The organism is Enterococcus sp. FDAARGOS_553, assembly GCF_003812305.1.
GTDB lineage: Bacteria > Bacillota > Bacilli > Lactobacillales > Enterococcaceae > Enterococcus_D > Enterococcus_D gallinarum.
Genome location: NZ_CP033740.1, coordinates 650936 through 668209, shown reverse-complemented (window position 1 = coordinate 668209; position 17274 = coordinate 650936). Strand labels below are relative to the sequence as shown.

Annotated in this window: 18 protein-coding genes, 1 riboswitch and 2 other annotated features; of the genes, 12 read left to right on the top strand and 6 right to left on the bottom strand. The window is 41.8% G+C overall.

The annotated features are described in order from the left end of the window. Positions 1–45 precede the first annotated feature (45 nt). From EGX73_RS03530 to EGX73_RS03510, 5 genes are all read left to right on the top strand, one after another. Positions 46–537, top strand: a complete 492-nt coding sequence (locus tag EGX73_RS03530; RefSeq protein ID WP_003128114.1) for a hypothetical protein — start codon at positions 46–48, stop codon at positions 535–537. Further along, positions 515–1972 carry a helix-turn-helix domain-containing protein gene (locus EGX73_RS03525; RefSeq protein ID WP_029486289.1) on the top strand — a complete coding sequence of 486 codons (1458 nt, stop codon included), beginning with the start codon at positions 515–517 and terminating at the stop codon, positions 1970–1972. The genes EGX73_RS03530 and EGX73_RS03525 overlap by 23 nt, the downstream gene beginning before the upstream one ends. Positions 1973–2146: 174 nt before the next feature. After that, positions 2147–2716, top strand: coding sequence for a TetR/AcrR family transcriptional regulator (locus EGX73_RS03520; RefSeq protein ID WP_003128116.1), 570 nt, complete (start codon positions 2147–2149; stop codon positions 2714–2716). Positions 2717–2718: 2 nt separating this feature from the next. Then, on the top strand, positions 2719–3177 hold the full coding sequence (locus tag EGX73_RS03515) for a low molecular weight protein-tyrosine-phosphatase (protein WP_003128117.1): 459 nt from the start codon (positions 2719–2721) through the stop codon (positions 3175–3177). 111 nt (positions 3178–3288) lie between these two features. Next, positions 3289–3651 (top strand): hypothetical protein, encoded by a 363-nt coding sequence (locus EGX73_RS03510; RefSeq protein ID WP_003128119.1) that lies wholly within the window; start codon positions 3289–3291, stop codon positions 3649–3651. A 133-nt stretch (positions 3652–3784) separates the two neighbouring features. Here EGX73_RS03510 and EGX73_RS03505 read toward each other — a convergent pair whose 3' ends face one another. The 6 genes from EGX73_RS03505 to EGX73_RS03475 all read right to left on the bottom strand — a co-directional run bounded on the left by EGX73_RS03505 (position 3785) and on the right by EGX73_RS03475 (position 10761). Beyond that, positions 3785–4147 (bottom strand): iron chaperone, encoded by a 363-nt coding sequence (locus EGX73_RS03505; RefSeq protein ID WP_003128121.1) that lies wholly within the window; start codon positions 4145–4147, stop codon positions 3785–3787. Positions 4148–4512: 365 nt separating this feature from the next. Further along, positions 4513–6018 carry a helix-turn-helix domain-containing protein gene (locus EGX73_RS03500; RefSeq protein WP_029486290.1) on the bottom strand — a complete coding sequence of 502 codons (1506 nt, stop codon included), beginning with the start codon at positions 6016–6018 and terminating at the stop codon, positions 4513–4515. A gap of 108 nt (positions 6019–6126) precedes the next feature. Then, positions 6127–7488 carry a branched-chain amino acid transport system II carrier protein gene (gene brnQ, locus EGX73_RS03495; protein WP_029486291.1) on the bottom strand — a complete coding sequence of 454 codons (1362 nt, stop codon included), beginning with the start codon at positions 7486–7488 and terminating at the stop codon, positions 6127–6129. 218 nt (positions 7489–7706) lie between these two features. After that, positions 7707–8441: an amino acid ABC transporter ATP-binding protein gene (locus EGX73_RS03490; protein ID WP_003128125.1), complete on the bottom strand. Its 735-nt coding sequence runs from the start codon at positions 8439–8441 to the stop codon at positions 7707–7709. A 12-nt stretch (positions 8442–8453) separates the two neighbouring features. Beyond that, complete coding sequence (locus tag EGX73_RS03485) at positions 8454–10040, bottom strand: ABC transporter permease subunit (protein ID WP_003128126.1); 1587 nt, start codon at positions 10038–10040, stop codon at positions 8454–8456. A 109-nt stretch (positions 10041–10149) separates the two neighbouring features. Continuing rightward, positions 10150–10322, bottom strand: a riboswitch (Lysine riboswitch). Between the two features lie 136 nt (positions 10323–10458). After that, positions 10459–10761 carry a hypothetical protein gene (locus EGX73_RS03475; protein WP_003128127.1) on the bottom strand — a complete coding sequence of 101 codons (303 nt, stop codon included), beginning with the start codon at positions 10759–10761 and terminating at the stop codon, positions 10459–10461. 222 nt (positions 10762–10983) lie between these two features. On the opposite strand from EGX73_RS03475, the gene EGX73_RS03470 reads away from it, so the two are divergent. The 7 genes from EGX73_RS03470 (at position 10984) to EGX73_RS03440 (ending at position 17216) form a co-directional block, all read left to right on the top strand. Further along, positions 10984–11682: an NAD-dependent protein deacylase gene (locus tag EGX73_RS03470; protein WP_003128130.1), complete on the top strand. Its 699-nt coding sequence runs from the start codon at positions 10984–10986 to the stop codon at positions 11680–11682. Positions 11683–11709: 27 nt separating this feature from the next. Continuing rightward, positions 11710–12603 (top strand): chorismate mutase, encoded by an 894-nt coding sequence (locus EGX73_RS03465; protein WP_003128131.1) that lies wholly within the window; start codon positions 11710–11712, stop codon positions 12601–12603. Next, entirely contained in the window at positions 12603–13121 is a 519-nt protein-coding gene (locus EGX73_RS03460) for a transcription repressor NadR (RefSeq protein WP_172956407.1), read from the top strand. The genes EGX73_RS03465 and EGX73_RS03460 overlap by 1 nt, the downstream gene beginning before the upstream one ends. 11 nt (positions 13122–13132) lie before the next feature. Continuing rightward, a complete protein-coding gene (locus EGX73_RS03455; protein WP_003128133.1) occupies positions 13133–13654 on the top strand; it encodes an isochorismatase family protein in 522 nt (173 codons plus the stop codon). A gap of 53 nt (positions 13655–13707) precedes the next feature. Further along, positions 13708–13956 (top strand) — a binding site (T-box leader). A 75-nt stretch (positions 13957–14031) separates the two neighbouring features. Beyond that, positions 14032–14270 (top strand) — a binding site (T-box leader). Positions 14271–14573: 303 nt separating this feature from the next. After that, positions 14574–15650, top strand: coding sequence for a methionine ABC transporter ATP-binding protein (locus tag EGX73_RS03450; protein WP_003128134.1), 1077 nt, complete (start codon positions 14574–14576; stop codon positions 15648–15650). After that, positions 15651–16331 carry a methionine ABC transporter permease gene (locus EGX73_RS03445; RefSeq protein ID WP_003128135.1) on the top strand — a complete coding sequence of 227 codons (681 nt, stop codon included), beginning with the start codon at positions 15651–15653 and terminating at the stop codon, positions 16329–16331. Between the two features lie 51 nt (positions 16332–16382). Next, complete coding sequence (locus EGX73_RS03440; protein WP_003128136.1) at positions 16383–17216, top strand: MetQ/NlpA family ABC transporter substrate-binding protein; 834 nt, start codon at positions 16383–16385, stop codon at positions 17214–17216. Positions 17217–17274 lie beyond the last annotated feature (58 nt).

Here is a 17274-nt window from a genome sequence, read left to right as displayed (position 1 = left end):
AAGTGAGATGCCAGATAGAACTATGTTAAGGCGGTGAAATAATCAATGAAACGCAAATTTGGCTTTGTTTTAGGAGCCTGTATTATTATCGGAATGATCGACCTTGTTACCGAACAGGTCGTATTCGCTACCATCTATAATCCGCTGAATCCTTCAGAAGAAATCGTTCCGAAAGACCCTCCAGAAATCAACGAGGCGCCTGTTGATGAGAAGACACCAAAAGCAGCAGAACCAGCATCGCCTAAGGAAGAACCCAAATCAAAAGAAAACAGTCAAAAGGAACAGCCGTTACTGAATCTAACAAAACCGTTTTTGGCTGATGGCAAGCAGCTGGCAAAACGCGTGACGGTGGAAGATATCTTCCTTGCAAATAGTCTGTCGGTCGACTTAGCAATGCCAGACGATGATTCAGGTGGTGATGGCAATGATCAGCCGTCTTATCTTACAAGCTTGTGCTATTTATTTACCGGAAGTGTCCTTTATGGGCAAAAGAATGATGGAGGCCTGAAAACGCATGTTTTTGACATTTTTGAATAAAGCGGATAAGCGAAAATTGGTGCTGCTTCAATACTTGGAAAATGCGGTTTCTTTATCCGAGACAAAAGAGGCATTGATGGATAATCTGACAATGTCCGAATTTTTGATCAACAAGACCGTTCAAGAATTAAACACGGACTTTTATGAATTTGGATTGGATGAAGAGTTTGGTATTGTGACTGATGGGACCGTGATCAAATTAAATGCTTCTGGTTTGGCAACCTCTGATAACGTCTTGACCTATTATTTGGACCAGTCACTGAAATTTTCCATGCTGAAAGAATGTTTTTTTGAACAACTGTCTTCACTTTATGAATTCGCTACGAACCATTTTTTAAGCCATACGCCTGTGTATAAAGAATTTAAACAATTCAAGCAGATCCTTAATGATTATGACATTGAGGTGACGAAGGAATTTCGATTGATCGGTGAAGAAAATGAAATAAGGGAATTCATATTATTGTTTTTTATGAAAGAATACTATTTGAATCAGTCGGTTTTTCCGAAAGAAATCGAAACAAAAAGAAAGACTTTCGATGCGCTTAATAGTCAAGGCTGGTTGAACCCTCAGCAATCTGCCCGAATGCAGATCCGCAAAGAACAATACTTAGGAATCATTATTACCCGAATGTGCAATGGTCATTTTCTGCAAAATACAGTTGAGGATGGTTTGATCAATGCTGAACACTTACGAATCATTGAAGAGCTGAAAGACTGGCTGGCGAAGATCTTGCCTACGGTGAGCCTGACTACCTTAGAGCGGGAAGCAAAGGAGATATTGCGGTTTCTGATCGTAGAAGGCTGGTTAGTAGAAAATGACCGCTACATTGATCAAAATCATTATATCACCCAATTAAATGAACATTTCTATACAGAACTTAGTGGTCGTTTTGCTCTTTCCCAAGAGCTTCTAGCACTGCTTACAACTGAATTGACGAACATTCATTACCAACTGCTTTCATTTTCTTTCAGTTCGCGATGCGAGTATCAACATTTGGACGTCACTTATTTCCTGCAAACATACCCTGAATATGTGGCTTTTTGTCGGAATTACCTTGAAGCTAACCGGAACCGACCCATTTTGTGGAACAACAAGGAATTTCTATTCTTTCGCTATCTGATTTTATTGATCTCAACGATCCCATTAAAAGAAATATCTGTTCCTCTCTATGTATGTGTCGATTTTTCTTATGGTCGTTCGTATAATCAAATGATTCGCAACAATATTGAAAAGATTCTCGATTTGAATATTCAGTTTCAAAGTTTTCCGGATGAAAAGACTCATCTGACTCTTTCAAACATGCCTTTTTATGGGGCAATGGGGATCAATCATATTTTGTGGCTGGCGCCGCCGCGTCCAGTGGATTGGGTCAACTTTACCGAGAAAGTCGTGGGCATCCGCAGAGAATTTTTGAAAAAAAAATTTGAGAAATAAGTTCACCCAACCGATTGGGACGTGAAGGATTGCATTATTAAAAAAAGAGCTGAAATTGTTTTCAGCTCTTTTTTTGATCCCAGCTAGTGAAATAGCTGGGATTTTTTCTGCAAGAATACTTTTTTAGTTGGAAATTTGGTATGATAAGGAGAGAATTTGAAAAAGAGGTGTACCATGGCAGAAGGGAATCAAACCAAAGCAGTCATTGGTCAAACATTCGTTGAACTTTGTGAGACAAAAGAATTAAACAAAATCAGCATTCAAGAGCTGGCTGAGATGGCCCAGATCAATCGACAAACCTTTTATTATCATTTCCCGGATAAAAAAGCATTGATTCGTTGGATCTACAAAACAGATGCGCTGATTTATCTAACATCTGAAAACATTTCGCTAGACAATTGGGAAGAAGCAGCTTTGAAAATGTTGAAGGCGATGCGGCAAAACGGAACCTTCTATCGGAAATCTGTTACTTATGACCGGGATATTCTGATGAGTGAGTTTTATCAAATTACGGAGCCTTTATTTCAGCGCTTGTTTGATGAAGTCGATGAAGAGCAACAATTGTCGCAACAAGACATTGCTTTTTACAGCCGTTTCTTTTCTTATGGCTGTAGTGGAATCTTAGAAACTTGGATTCGTGATGATTTTCCGGAAATGCCATTAGAAATCGCGACCCAACTCTTTCGCTTGGCAAAAGATGTGGAATTTTTTTCTTATCAAATTTATCAAAAAGAGGAGCAATAATCATGACGAAAGTTTTATTTGTCTGTTTAGGAAATATTTGTCGTTCACCGATGGCAGAAGGGCTTTTCAAGCAAGCAATAGCAGAACGTCAATTGCCTTGGCAGATCGATTCAGCAGCCACTAGTTCATGGGAAGCGGGTAATCCGCCTCATCAAGGAACTCGTCAACTATTAGCAGATGCGGGGATTTCTTGGCAGAACATGGTTTCCCGCAAGATCACTTCTGAGGATTTTGAAACCTATGACTGGATCATTGGCATGGATCGTAACAATTATGAGGACCTTTCAGCAATGGCTCCAGCAGGTATGCAGCATAAGCTTTACACGTACTTAAGTGTCGTTCCTGGAGAGGGAGAAGATATTCCAGATCCTTATTACACAGGAGATTTCAACCAAACATACCGCTTGATTCAAGCAGGACTGCCCCTTTGGATAGAAAAAGTAAAAAATGCTGCCCAATAAAGGGAATGTTCGCTTGTTTTTTCCTCAAAATTTGTTAAAATAAAAGCAATAAACGAGAACGTATGTGCGGTTTTAGAGAAACCCGCTGCTGTTAGCAGAAAGGAAAGACCAATGGAAAAGAAATCATCTCCCATCAGACAGCTGGGCAAGTTGATTGTCATGACTTCGACAACCTTGTTGGATACTTTCTTCAGTGACAATGCCGATAAAAAAAATCAAACTGAAAAGATCAATGAGATTCGGCAAATTTTGCAAAAAGCGGCCAGTGACAAACATCTGGTCGTCTTACAAGTGAAAACCGAGAAGGTTGGCAATTTTGAAACCGTTACCGGTTGGATCGTTGGAAAAACGGTTGCGAAAGAACAAGTCGTTTTGAAACTGCAAAGTGATCGGCAACAAATTCGTATGATCCCTTTAGCCAGCGTTTTAAAGGTCAGCACATTAAAGGTCAAAGCAACGCGGCCCGAAAAGTAAAAAAAGTCTGTGACGTAAGTAAAACAAGAGACCAAAACAGCAGATAGCAGCCATGTAGGCGGAAGAAGCAATCAAGCTGATCTTAGGACGTTGTTTTATTACACTCACAGACTTTTTTGTTACACTTTTTTAGTTAATCGGTAGTTGTTTTCGCTAAAACTTCTTGCAAACGCCAAGCGGTTATTCGAGCAATCAAATCATAAGGAATAGGTTCTGTAAACGAAAAACGGATTGTTCCTTTACTGGTCTTATAAGACTGCCATTCTTTTTCAAAAGCAAGAATGGCAGAGGGTGTTGGATAAAATCCTATGTGCTCTTTTGCACAGGCAAAGTGGACGATATTCTCTGTTTGGAAATAGGTTGGCATCTGATAACGAATCCGCTCTTCGGCATCCGGCAGGACTGTTTTGATCAAATTTCGGACCTCCTGCAATACAGTGGAATGATCCGGAAAGCCAGCAATATACTGATCAACCGTTTCAATGGTGTTTGTCATAAAGCTCCCCTTTTTGTATTGATTGTACTACAGAAAGGAATTTTACAAAAAAAGGAGCCTGTCAGTGGGTGGCTGACAGGCTAGGAGTTAAAAATGAAAAGTGTTAGTTAGGGTTGTTTGTTGGTATGCTTATACTATAGTCGGCAAATGTGAATTTTTTGTGGAGAAAAGCTTGGAAAGTTTTAAAGATTGCTTTCTAGAGAAAAAGAGACAAAAAATTACCCGCCGGTGGGTGGCCGGCGGGAAGGAGTTAAAAATGAAAAAGTGTTAGGGTTGTTTGTTGGTATGCTTATACTATACTAACTAAATATGAATATTCTGTGACAAAAGTTTTCGGAAGTTCTTAAGAAAAGATAACGATTCGGTTACACGTGCTGATTTTTTTCATTGAAGTATTTTTTCAACGTACGATAAAGATCGATGTATTGAGCATCAGCAGCTGCATAATCCCATAGATAAGTTGCCATCGTTGGGTTCATTTTTTTCATCAATTGATTGGAACTAATCACTAAATCATAGGGTTCCTTCAATTGCGGATCATAAGGATCCGCTTGCACAAAGGTCAGGTCTTGCAGAAATTGATTCAAGGATTGGACAAGTAAAAAGTTGTCTTCCAAAACGACACCGACATGCAGCCGATTGGCGTAGCGGATCTTATCATAGAATGGTAACAAGACGTGAGTAAACATCGCTGCTAACTGTTCTTGATTGGTGTCATTGATATAGTCTACATTATTGGAAGAGCGATAGTCGGTAAAGAATTGATCGATATGCTGATGCAATTGTTCCTGTGGCAGACCATGTCCCATGGAAAGGGTGAGCAGCCGGTAAATATTAGGAAACGGTTGTCGAAAGACGTAGTTGCCAAAGGTCGCATTGATTAGATTACCAATCAAGATAGGATCATCTAAAAGTTCCTGCTGTCCAGCAAAATAGGTCTGTTTCATTTGGGCAAGGAAATCAGAAACTAACGGATAGATCGGATTCTGTTTAGTCGTATAGAATGTCAATGTTTGTTGCAAGGAAGGATCTTCCTCAGACAAGTAGAAGGGTAGCATTTGGGAGAGCAAATAGATAAAACTTGATTCTCCTTTAAGCTGTTTTTCTGTTAATTCAGTATCGGCAGTCAACGTGGTACGCAAGCGATTGAAATCATAATAGCGATTGTTTTTCATCAAAAAATTATAACGGCGGTCGTATTTTGCAAAATTCGCTTTTCTAATGCGTAAAAGGACCAACGCAGCAAAATATTTTAACTCTAGCTTCCCTAGATAAGAACGAGAGATAGGAAAATAGCTAGCAAACTCATCGACGAAAGCTTCTGCATCAGACTCAGAAACGGCAAAAGGCCATTTGATCCCCCGGACGCCTAACCAAATGATATTGAATAAGGAAAGACGCACTAAGCGCTCGTCGCCAACGAGATTCGATTCTGTATAAGTAAAACGCAATTGAAACTGCTTCAAATGGTTTTTTAGATGTTCGAATTTTCGGGATACTGTTGAACGGCTGACATCATATTTCTTGCAAAAATCCGTAATGGTAGGATTTTCTTCATTCAGCATATAAAGAACATATAAGAATGGTACGCTCTTGTTCAAAAGATAAAACCGGTACTCATCAATCGTTGCCGCAATATTTTGGGGCTGCAGCTTGCCACCACGTCCAAGTATTGACAAGTGATCCGGGGTCAACTCGTGTAAATCTTGATCGATCTCAGTCAACTCAATGAATGTTTGCTGATAGCTCAAGTCCATTTCTTTGGCTAATTGCGCGATTGGATGATTTGGATTTTGTAAAGTAAGCATGCGCCGGAATAATTTAAATTTGATCAACGTTTGCGGATCCATCATAAGTTCTTCGTAAAACATAAATATCCTCCTTTAATGGGTCTATTGTACCTGTTTTTGTTTCAACTGTCAGTCTTTTATCAAAAAAAATGGCCTACCTTTCAAAAATGGTAGGTCATTTTTAATGAATTAATGATTTTTGACGGATTTCGGTTCTTTTTTGCACCAAGCCCAAACGAGACCTATGATGAAACCGATGATTGCAGGTGCCAGCCAACCCATGCCGATTTTGAAGAACGGCAAGTATTGCTCTGCAAATTTCAATAACTGCTGAACGACAGCAGTGTCTCTAATCAATGCCGGGCAAGCATTTAATCCGTCAATAACGGCTGCCACCAGGGTGAAATAAGTGGTCATACGGTACACACTGGCACGATGCTGGAACAATGGACTAATGATCGCCAACAAAATCAATGTAATGGCCAGCGGATAGACAAACATCAGAACAGGAGTTGAAAACTCAATGATTTTCGTCAGACCGATATTTGCAAAGATCGCCGGTAGAATGCTGGCAACAGCACTGAAAAACAAGTAGCTTCTTGCAGGAAACAATTCTGCAAAGGTTTCGGCAAATGCGGTGATCAATCCGATCGCAGTTTTCAAACAAGCTAAAATGACGATCAATGCTAAGAGCAGACTTCCAGAGCGGCCTAAGTAATGGTTGGCTACTTGTGCTAAAGTGATCCCACCATTGGCACTGATCGCAAATTTTCCTAGGCTCATCGCTCCCATGTAGGAAAGCAATGTGTAGATGATCCCCATCAGAAAGATACTGATAGAGCCAGAAAGAATCGTATCTTTCGCGATTTCGGAAGGTTTCGTGATACCCATGTTACGGATCGCAGTCACAATAATGATGCCAAAGGCTAATGAGGCTAGTGCATCCAACGTATTGTACCCATTTGTGAAGCCGGTGAAGAAGGCGTGTTCTTGGTAAAGCGGAGAAACAGGCGCCTCTTGGATTGTACCCATTGGCTGCGTAAAAGCAAAGACTAAAAGTAAGCCAAGCAATACCAAAAAGAGGGGATTCAAGAATTTTCCTACGTAATCCAATATCTTACTAGGCTTGCGTGAGAACCACCACGCAGCCCCAAAGAATAATAGTGAAAATACGGCCAACAAGGGTGCTTGGAGATCTTGGGAAACAAAGGGTACAAGTCCGATCTCAAAGGAAGTTGTGGCTAACCGAGGGAGTGCAAAAAAAGGACCAATCACTAAATAAAGCAACACAGTGAAAATAATGGCATAACGGCGGTTGATCCGTGAAGCTAATTCGAAGACACCCGTACTTTGGGAAAGACCAAATGCGATAACGCCTAAGAATGGTAACCCAATTCCGGTCACTAAGAAACCTAAATTGGCAAGGGCTACATTACTACCAGCTTCTTGTCCCATATGCACTGGGAAAATCAAATTTCCCGCACCAAAAAATAGACCAAACAACATAGAACCAACATACAAATAGTCTTGAATACGTAACTTTTTCTTCATATCAACTTACTCCTATAGTTCTCTAGTTTTAAAAAAAATAACAAAAAAATGATCAAATAGCAACTCTTAGTTGACCAAGGCCAAAAAAAGAAACCAGGGAACAAGCGACAAGAAGATGATTCGGTAAGGACAAGCAATGCCCTCTCGTAAGACAGGAAGGCACTGACTGTTCGTCTAAATCATTTTGTCTGCAACTTGTACCCTAGTTCAGCACAGGATCAATTAAGTACCCGCGATAGAAATTCTTTCGTCCGCTGTTCTTTTGGATGGATAAAGATTTCTTCTGGTGTGCCTTCTTCAGCGATCACACCTTTGTCCATGAAGATCACTCGGTCAGAGACTTCTTTAGCAAAGCCCATCTCATGGGTCACGATGACCATAGTCAGCCCAGTATGAGCTAACGCATTCATCGTTTTCAAAACTTCTCCGACCATCTCTGGATCAAGAGCTGAAGTTGGTTCATCGAATAACATCACATCAGGATCCATTGACAATGCCCGGGCAATGGCTACCCGTTGCTTTTGTCCACCAGATAATTGAGCCGGTTTTGCTTTGACGTAGCGGCTCATGCCGACTTTTTCCAAATTCTCCCGAGCAATTTTTTCTGCTTCGGCGCGATTTCTTTTTAGAACAGTGACTTGGCCCGTGACACAATTTTCCAGAACATCCATGTTATTAAAAAGGTTGAAGGACTGGAACACCATCCCTAAATGAGTCCGATAGTTTGGTAAGCTGTATCCTTTTTCTAGGACATTTTCGCCCATATAAATGATTTTTCCACTGGTTGGCTTTTCTAAAAGATTGATACACCGAAGCAGTGTGGATTTCCCTGAACCGGAGGAGCCGATAATCGTTACGACTTCACCTTTATTGACCGAAAGACTAATGTCTTTCAAAACGACATTGTCGCCAAAACTTTTCTTTAAATGATCGATTTCGATAATTGCTGACATCTGTCTTCCTCCTTATTCTGGGTTGATATCTTCTAGTTTGACATAAGAACTAGGACCATCCATTTTGCGTTCAACAAAACGTAAAATTTGAGTCGCAGAGATTGTCAAAACGAGATAGATTGCACCGATGATCGCAAATGTTTGGAAGTATTGATAATTTGTTCCGGCAGCCGATGTTCCTTGGAAGAAAAGATCGGCGACACTGATTACGCTCAACACGGCAGTATCTTTGATATTGATGATGATTTCGTTACCTGTTGCTGGTAAGATATTTCGCATAACTTGTGGCAAGACAACTTTGAACATCGTTTGCCAGTGAGTCATTCCAATTGCTTGTGCTGCTTCAAATTGACCATCATCCACTGCAAAGATCCCGCCACGGACGATTTCAGACATATAGGCTCCTGTATTGATAGAAACGATCAATAATGCCGCAATCGTACGATTCATGGAAACACCAAATGCTAGAGCAGTCCCATAAAAAATGACCATAGCTTGTACCATCATTGGTGTGCCACGGAAAACTTCAATATAGATCGTCAATAATGCATTGATCAATTTTTGGAAAAAGCGACTTACAGGATTTTCAGCAGCTGGCAGCGTCCGAAAGACACCGACTAATAGACCAATCAATAATCCGACGACAGTAGAAACGATCGCAATGAAAAGCGTCAATCCTGCCCCTCGTAAAAATAGAGAACCATAGTCATCGATGATTTTTTTGAAATCGGCCAGCAGACCTTGATTCGCTGAATCTCCGCTGGTGTCCGCAGGCTGCTCTTCGATAGCCGCATCCATGAGTTTCGTGCGTTCACTTTGAGGGATCGTCGCTAGAATCTCGTTGACCTTTTGGACATCGGGGTCACCTTTGCGCATACCAACGGCAACTTGGACATCCTCTGGGTTGGTTTCAAAACCTTGACCTTCGGCAAATTCGATCATCTTCAGATCAGGATTTGCCCCTGTAGCAGTGACGCCTTCAGGACGTTCGCTGACGTACCCGTCAATGATGCCTGAAGCCAACGCGACGCGCATGGAAGAAAAATCTTTCATGGCTTGTTCTTTTTGTACTTCTGGAATTTGATCGATCACTGTGTAATGGAATGTATTTAATTGGGCGGTGATTTTTGCACCTGTCAAATCAGCTAAACTTTTCGCATTTGCGAATTTACCATCTTTTTGAACGACAACGACTAAGTTCGATTCGTAGTAAGGATCGGTAAAATCGATTTGTTCCCGTCGTTCGGCTGTAGGGGACATCCCAGCGATTACCGCATCAATGGTCCCTGATTGTAATGCAGGTGCCAGGCCATCCCATTGTGTTTTGACGATCACTAATTCTTTGCCAAGACCATCAGCGATTTTCTTCGCGATTTGAACGTCATAACCGCCAGCATAGGCAGACCCTTTCTCGCCAGAAATAGGTACCGCTCCATGGGCATCGGTGGTTTGGGTCCAGTTGAAAGGGGCATAACCCGCTTCCATCCCCACTCGAAACTGATCAGCTGGAGTTTGATCATCTGCATGAGCAGTCATCGATACATTGACAAGTGTGAAACAGAGGGCGAAAAATGCCCAAAACCAATTCATTTTCTTCATTTTCTCTTTCCTTTCACGAGTGGCACTACAGACAGGCAAAGGTAACAAAAAAACAGCCGTACTCCATGATTGGAAAACGGCTGTTGACAATTTCGTCGACAAACCTTTCACAAAACATAGCGCAACTTAGCCAAGCTAAGACAGTACGCAAGTTGTTCACTTGCGTCCCAACAAAATAATTCAAGCAAGAATCAGTTTGTTTCGGCGATGTTCCCTAGCTCTGCTTTTGACGTGTTGCTTCACTCAGCAGGATTAATGAACCTCGCGACCTCTACCTAAATGTTAAAGGATACTCGTATTTGATTATGATACTTAATCGAGTGTAGAAGAAAAAGGTGGATTTGTCAATTCTTTTCAACAAAAAAAGCAGTCTCTTTTCTTTGGAAAAGGGAACTGCTTTTCTTTACTTTCGGCTACTTTAAGCAACTTTGGCTTTTGGTTCGCGGCCTAAGACAGCTTGAATAACTGTCAGACCTAGTAATAAGCCTAGAGCTAAATAAATGAGACTTGAGTATTGTGTAACGCCCCAGTCTTGACCTAATGTACGATAAACCAATAGAACGAGTGCTTGAATGATTGCTGTGATGACATTTAAGAAAGCAAACGCCCATAGATTTCCATTTTCTTTACGAGATAAATAGAAAATAGAGAAGTATAAGCTAACTGCCAACCAGCCGAAACTGATGATGATCATTGCCCAATAAATAATAGATGCTACCAATGTATTTCACCTCACTTTGATTCGTGAATAGTTTACCACGTTTTTTGTAGAATGTCATGAAAGAATCAATGAAATGAGCTGAAAATTCCAAGTGAAGATTTCCTTCCTGTTGAGGCTTTTTCAAGGGAAGGTTTGTGAAAAATCGCGGATGATGGTTATAAAAAATGGGGAAATTAGGTATACTATTAAAAAGTAGAACAATCACGGAAGGAGTTCAGCAAAATGTTAGTATCGATTGAAACAGCTGTCGAAAAGATTCAAGCTGCCGAGTCTATCACTTTTTTGACAGGAGCGGGCGTTTCAACCCCTTCCGGTATTCCGGATTACCGCTCTTTGAAAGGGATTTATCATGGCATTGAAGCGCCAGAATATCTGTTGAGTCATACTTGTATGGTCAGAGAGCCGGATAAATTTTATCAATTTGTCAAACATCTCTACCATCCTGAAGCAAAGCCCAATGTGATCCATCAGACGATGGCAGAGTTCGCTCAAGAACGGAACGTTTGGGTAGTCTCGCAAAACATTGATGGCCTCCATCAACAGGCGGGGAGTCAGCAGCGTATTGATTTCCACGGAACCCTTTACCGCTGTTACTGCCGTCAATGCGGTGCAGAAGTTCCTTGGCAAACCTATTTGACAGACTGGCATCATGCCGATTGCGGTGGACAGATTCGTCCAGCGATCGTCTTGTATGAAGAAGGTTTCAGCGAAGAAACAATTACTGCAGCTATCAACGCTGTGGCCAATGCACAGCTAGTGGTCGTGGTAGGCACCTCATTACAAGTCTATCCTTTTGCTGGTTTGTTGCAGTATCAAAATAGCCAGAATTGCTTGATCATCAACCAAACAATGCTTGAACAAAATACGACTCCTCAAGTTTTAGCAAGTGGGGAAACAGTTTTTGCAAAACTCTCACACTAAAATTGAAAAGGAGTATGGAGGCACATTATGACAGAACGTACAGAAAAAGAAAAAATGATTGCTGGTGAATTGTATTTTTCACCAGATCCAGAATTAGTTGCCGATCGCAAATTTGCCAGAGAACAAATGCACTTGATCAATCGGGAATCCGAACCGATGATCAAAGAACAACTGCTAAAAGAGACATTTGGTCAAGTGGCTGGCCGTATCTATATCGAACCGAATGTCCGCTTTGATTACGGCTATAATATTTCAGTTGGAAAAAATTTCTATGCCAATTATGATTGTATCTTTTTAGATGTTTGTCCCATTACCTTTGGTGATAACTGTATGCTAGCACCAAATGTTCGTCTCTTTACAGCTTCTCATCCATTGCATCCAGTCAAGCGTAATAGTGGCCTTGAGTATGGCGCACCAATTACAGTTGGCGACAATGCTTGGATCGGTGGCGGTGCAGTTATCCTTCCAGGTGTTCGCTTAGGCGATAACGTGGTCGTTGGTGCGGGAAGTGTCGTGACTAAATCGTTCCCTGATAACGTGGTGATCGCTGGAAATCCAGCTCGGATCATCAAAACCATTGAATCTGGTGAAACCATCGAAGAGATCGCAAAAGATGTCGTTCCCGCAACTAAAAGCACGACAGAAGTCGTTGCTGCTATCGATCATCAACGGGAGACGATCGATGCGATTGATCGAGAACTGACAGAATTATTAGAAAAACGCATGACAGCAGTCAGTGAAATCGTCCAATGGAAAAAACAGGAACAGACAGCAGTTCTGGATGAATCTCGGGAAGAAGCTGTTTTGAACAATGTTCGCCAGTCCGTTTCCAATAAAGCCTTCGAAGAAACGATTGTCGTAACCTTTGAGTCGATCATGGAACATTCTCGCACTTATCAAAAGAATCAATTGGAGGGATAATGATGGATGGAGCAACACGACGGGAAGCAATCATCAAGCAGTTGCAGACCGCCGAGAAAACGATCAGTGCTAGTAAATTAGCGGGTAAGTTAGGTGTCAGCCGCCAAATCATCGTTGGTGACATTGCCTTGTTGCGAGCAGCAGGAGAGGCTATCGTGGCTACCGCTCGCGGTTACCGCTTAGAAGCTGCAAGTGAGACAGGTCATGTCAGCAAACTTGCTGTGCAACACCGTCCGGAACAAACAGAAGAAGAATTGTTGACATTTGTCTCTTGCGGAATCGAAGTGATTGATGTGATCGTTGAGCATGAGATTTATGGGGAATTAACAGGGAATCTGCGGATCAAAACGGAACAAGATGTCGCAGACTTTATGCGGAAATACCAGCATTCACAAGCCCACCTGCTTTCTGATTTGACCAATGGGATCCATCTCCATACGTTACGCTACCAAGAAGCAGCAGAGTTAGAGCAAGCAAAGCAATTGTTGGCTGATAAAGGAATCTTATACCAAAACTAAAGGAGAAGTGGATGCAAGATATTCTGATCATCGTTGATTTACAAAAAGGCGTGTGTTCAAACAATGGCACCAAACTGGATCATCTCGATTCGCTGCTGTTGTTTGCCAACCAGCGGATCCAAACTTACCGTCATGCACAACGCCCCGTTTTATTTGTGCAGCATGAGGAAGAAGAACTCGGCTACCAAACAGATGAATGGCTCTTACATCCAGATTTGGCTGTGCAAGCAACCGACTTGTTTTTGCGCAAGACTCATGCGAATAGCTTTTTCAATACCTCCTTACAGTCCTTGTTGACAAAGCACCATGTTCGCAGCATCGAATGGATCGGTGCGCAAACTGAATTTTGTATGGATGGCACGATCAAATTTGCCCATGGATTAGGGTATCAGAATGTGTTGTATCAGCAAGCAACGACTACTTATGCATCCGAAGGCTGGTCAGCTGCTGAAATCATTCATTGGTATGAGCGGATCTGGCAAGATCGCTATGCCCAGATTCTAGCATTGCCAAAAAATTCTGAAAAAAAATAGTTTTCTGATTGACAAGGTATCCTTTTTCCGGTAAAGTACATTTCAACAAGAATAACTATCCGTTGATAAGGAAAGTAATCGTAGATACTTTAAAGAGAGACTCTGGTTGGTGGAAAGAGTTAAGTCTGAAACGTTGAAAAATGGCCTTGGAGGATTGATTGTCGATAAGTAGGCAATCACGGAATCTGCTCTACCGTTAAAAGGAGCACCAATCTCTTGATGGAATTTTCTTGATAGACGTTGGGTTGAGGGAAGGGAAACCTTCTGAACAAAAGGTGGTAACACGAGTGATCGTCCTTTTATCAGCAGATGCTGGTAAAAGGACTTTTTTTGTTTTCATCGATCTTTGAAAATAAAAAGCGGCATAAAAAAATAGAGTCAACACGATGAATTGGTAAGTACAAAAGGAATGTTCCTAAACAGAGAGCTTCGGTAGCTGAAAAGAAGCAGGAAACGAATTTTGGAAAATGGCCAAGGAGTGATTCGTCCCGAGCAATGATGCAAGGCGGCGACGGCAGCATCCGTTATCTTGCTAGAGTATGATCGTACTCGAAGAGGAGCTATATGTGAATATAGCTTAAACTGAGGTGGTAACACGCAAAAAGGCGTCCTCAAGCAAGCCATAACTGGCTTGCTTGAGGACGCCTTTTTGCTGTGAATCACTGCGATTGGTCAAAGACCCGAGCAGATGATGAACAGTACTAGGCGACCGGAGGGAGCGTAGTAACCTCACCCCGAATCACTGCGATTGGTCAAAGACCATGCAAGTTCTTCTTAGCGTCAGCTTAGAAGCAACTGTAGGCGAAGCATAGAGTAGACGAGCAGATGATGAGCAGTAGTAGGTGACCGGAGGAAGCGTAGTTGATCATCCCCAAAAAATCAACTAGTTAATCAATCGGCGATAATAAGGAGGAAAAAAATGATTTCATTAAAGGATGTATCGGTGACATTTACACAACCAAACAAGGAGACGATCCAAGCGGTCAAAAATGTGTCACTAGAAGTAGATAAAGGCGATGTTTATGGGATCGTCGGCTATTCCGGCGCGGGTAAAAGTACCCTGGTACGCGTAATCAATTTATTGCAGCGGCCAACGTCAGGGAGTGTCGTAGTCAATCAGACTGAATTGACCGCATTACCGGCTAAAGCATTAAGAGAAAAAAGGAAAACGATCGGAATGATCTTTCAGCATTTCAATTTGATGGATAGCCAGAATGTCTTTGACAACGTGGATTTTTCCTTGAAATATGCAGGAATCTCCAAACAGGAACGTCGTCAAAAAGTGACAGAATTGCTGTCCTTGGTTGGACTGGAAGAAAAGGCAAGGTCGTTTCCTAGTCAACTTTCAGGGGGACAAAAGCAGCGAGTCGCCATCGCACGAGCATTAGCCAACGACCCAGAGATCTTGCTCTGCGATGAGGCGACTAGCGCACTTGATCCTAAGACAACATTACAGATACTTGCATTATTGAAAAAACTCAATCGTAAATTAGGGTTGACGATCGTCATTATCACTCATGAGATGCAAGTGGTGAAAGAAATCTGTAATAAAGTCGCTGTAATGGAAAATGGCGAGATCATTGAACAAGGAAAGAGTGTTCAAATTTTTAGCCAGCCGGCAAAACCGCTGACAAAAGACTTTATTCGGACTGCTACTCATATTGATCAAGCGCTGGAAACGATTCTCGGCAGTGCGAAATTCTCCTCATTGGCTGCCAACGAATGGCTGGTGGAACTGTCTTATGTTGGGGATCAGACCAATGAACCATTGATCGCACAATTGTTTAGTCGTTATCAAGTTACGACGAATATCCTCTACGGAAACGTAGAGATTCTGCAAGATGTTCCCATCGGTAGTTTGATCGTTAGTTTATCAGGGGAATATGGGCAGCGTAAACGAGCATTAGATTTTCTCGCGGATCAAGGTGTTTACACGAATATCATTAAGCAAAATCACGCGGAACCATTGAATAACGTGATTGAAGGAGGATTTTAGATGAGCACTTTTTTTGAACGGTATTTTCCCAATGTCGTTGCTATCTCTGATGAATTTGTAGAAGCAACGATCCAAACATTATACATGACCTTTTGGACAGCACTGATTGCAGGGATTTTAGGAATCATTTTGGGCATTGTTCTTGTCGTGACCCGACCAGGAGGTATTTTGGAAAGCCGCGGGTTATTTGAACTTTTGGATAAAATCATCAACATCGTACGTTCCATTCCTTTTATTATCCTATTGGCTTTGTTAGGAACGACGACTCGTTTGATCGTAGGAACAACGATTGGGGAAACAGCTGCTTTGGTTCCATTGATTGCAGGGATCATTCCTTTCTTTGCTCGTCAAATCGAAATTGCCCTATTAGAAGTTGATCCTGGGGTTATTGAAGCGGCAGAAGCAATGGGAACCAGTCCATTGGGAATTATTGTGCGGGTCTATTTACCCGAAGGGTTGGCTGGGATCATTCGCGTCTCTGCTTTAACGATCATCAATGTGATTGGACTGACCGCAATGGCTGGTGCAGTTGGTGCTGGCGGTTTAGGGAACTTGGCGATCACTCGCGGCTATAATCGTTTCCAAAACGACGTCACCATCATGGCGACACTGATCATTTTAATTTTGGTCTTTTTTAGTCAATTTGTCAGCAATCTGTTGGTTAAAAAAGTCAGCCACTAAAAAGGACAAAAAAAACAAATAAAATTAAGTAGAAACTATTGGAGGAAGAAAATGAAAAAATTACTTAAAGCAATCGTGGTAGGTGCGGCATTATTATTTATTACTGGGTGCAGCAATAGCAATGCTGGAACAAAAGAGAAAGAAGTAACCGTCAAACTTGGAGTGATCGGTGCCGACACGGATGTTTGGGATGATGTCAAAGATCGTTTGAAAGATGAAGGTATCAACTTAGAATATGTTCAATTTTCTGATTATAATCAACCGAATGCGGCGTTGGCAGATGGTTCTATCGATATAAATTCTTTTCAACACCAGTTCTTTTTAGACAATTACAATAAAGAGTTTGGAACGGATCTTGTTTCTATCGGCAATACAGTCAATGCGCCGCTAGGGATTTATTCAGACAAGGTGAAAGATATCAAGGAATTGAAAGAAGGCGCGACAGTAGCAATTCCAAATGACGTCACCAATGGCGGCCGTGCGTTGTTGTTACTACAAAGCGCTGGCTTGATCAAAGTTGATGAAGCAGCAGGCCAGACGCCGACCGTTTCGGATATCACTGAAAACAATCAAAAGTTGAAAATCTCTGAGTTAGATGCTGCCCAAACTGCCCGCGCATTATCAGATGTTGATATTTCAGTAATCAATAGCGGAATGGCTGTGGATGCTGGCTTTGTTCCGACAGAAGATGCGATCTTCTTAGAGCCTGTAGATGAAACGGCTCGCCCATACGTGAACATCATTGCTGCGCGTAAAGAAGATCAAGACAACGAAGTGTATCAAAAAGTTGTTGCTGCTTATCAAACGGACGAAACAAAGAAAGTTATCGAAGAAACATCGAAAGGTTCTAGCGTTCCAGCCTGGGAGACATTTGGCGCGAAGTAAAGAAGAGTATAGCAAGAATGCCTACCTTTCTGAGGCAGGAGCTGTGAGACCACTGACT

What these genes read in the sequence shown, in the direction of transcription:
- EGX73_RS03530 (WP_003128114.1), top strand. Translation starts at nt 46, where the DNA reads ATGAAACGCAAATTTGGCTTTGTTTTAGGAGCCTGTATTATTATCGGA.
- EGX73_RS03525 (WP_029486289.1), top strand. Translation starts at nt 515, where the DNA reads ATGTTTTTGACATTTTTGAATAAAGCGGATAAGCGAAAATTGGTGCTG.
- EGX73_RS03520 (WP_003128116.1), top strand. Translation starts at nt 2,147, where the DNA reads ATGGCAGAAGGGAATCAAACCAAAGCAGTCATTGGTCAAACATTCGTT.
- EGX73_RS03515 (WP_003128117.1), top strand. Translation starts at nt 2,719, where the DNA reads ATGACGAAAGTTTTATTTGTCTGTTTAGGAAATATTTGTCGTTCACCG.
- EGX73_RS03510 (WP_003128119.1), top strand. Translation starts at nt 3,289, where the DNA reads ATGGAAAAGAAATCATCTCCCATCAGACAGCTGGGCAAGTTGATTGTC.
- EGX73_RS03505 (WP_003128121.1), bottom strand. Translation starts at nt 4,147, where the DNA reads ATGACAAACACCATTGAAACGGTTGATCAGTATATTGCTGGCTTTCCG.
- EGX73_RS03500 (WP_029486290.1), bottom strand. Translation starts at nt 6,018, where the DNA reads ATGTTTTACGAAGAACTTATGATGGATCCGCAAACGTTGATCAAATTT.
- brnQ (WP_029486291.1), bottom strand. Translation starts at nt 7,488, where the DNA reads ATGAAGAAAAAGTTACGTATTCAAGACTATTTGTATGTTGGTTCTATG.
- EGX73_RS03490 (WP_003128125.1), bottom strand. Translation starts at nt 8,441, where the DNA reads ATGTCAGCAATTATCGAAATCGATCATTTAAAGAAAAGTTTTGGCGAC.
- EGX73_RS03485 (WP_003128126.1), bottom strand. Translation starts at nt 10,040, where the DNA reads ATGAAGAAAATGAATTGGTTTTGGGCATTTTTCGCCCTCTGTTTCACA.
- EGX73_RS03470 (WP_003128130.1), top strand. Translation starts at nt 10,984, where the DNA reads ATGTTAGTATCGATTGAAACAGCTGTCGAAAAGATTCAAGCTGCCGAG.
- EGX73_RS03465 (WP_003128131.1), top strand. Translation starts at nt 11,710, where the DNA reads ATGACAGAACGTACAGAAAAAGAAAAAATGATTGCTGGTGAATTGTAT.
- EGX73_RS03460 (WP_172956407.1), top strand. Translation starts at nt 12,603, where the DNA reads ATGATGGATGGAGCAACACGACGGGAAGCAATCATCAAGCAGTTGCAG.
- EGX73_RS03455 (WP_003128133.1), top strand. Translation starts at nt 13,133, where the DNA reads ATGCAAGATATTCTGATCATCGTTGATTTACAAAAAGGCGTGTGTTCA.
- EGX73_RS03450 (WP_003128134.1), top strand. Translation starts at nt 14,574, where the DNA reads ATGATTTCATTAAAGGATGTATCGGTGACATTTACACAACCAAACAAG.
- EGX73_RS03445 (WP_003128135.1), top strand. Translation starts at nt 15,651, where the DNA reads ATGAGCACTTTTTTTGAACGGTATTTTCCCAATGTCGTTGCTATCTCT.
- EGX73_RS03440 (WP_003128136.1), top strand. Translation starts at nt 16,383, where the DNA reads ATGAAAAAATTACTTAAAGCAATCGTGGTAGGTGCGGCATTATTATTT.